The organism is Sabulibacter ruber (assembly GCF_017355955.1).
Classification (GTDB): domain Bacteria; phylum Bacteroidota; class Bacteroidia; order Cytophagales; family Hymenobacteraceae; genus Nibribacter; species Nibribacter ruber_A.
Window position 1 is genome coordinate 1 of the sequence record NZ_JAFFID010000065.1, and the last position, 316, is coordinate 316.

General features: G+C 74.4%; 1 protein-coding gene. It reads right to left on the minus strand.

Annotated features, from left to right (window positions below):
- Positions 1-26: 26 nt before the first annotated feature.
- Positions 27-316, minus strand: a 290-nt coding sequence (locus JT719_RS24465; RefSeq protein ID WP_242693466.1) for an ATP-binding protein, incomplete at its 5' end; no start/stop codon positions are given.

Here is a 316-nt window from a genome sequence, read left to right on the forward strand (position 1 = left end):
CGGTGAAGACGCACGTCACCGGCGTCCTAAAGGCGCTGGGGGTCGGCAGCCGCACCCAGGCGGTCCTGCTGGTCAAGGACGCGGACCGCGACCGTCTCGTCTGAGCGCCGCGCGCGGCTCGCGCGCGGCACCAGCACGCCGAAGACCGAGCCGCGCCCTTCCGCCGACTTCAGGACGAGCGGGTGGCCGAGCAGCCGGGCCAGCCGGTCCACGAGGGCGAGGCCGAGCCCGATGCCCTGGCTGCGGTCCCGGTCGGGCCGGTCGAGCTGCACGAACTCCTCGAAGATCCGGCGGACATCGTCCGGCGCGATGCCCT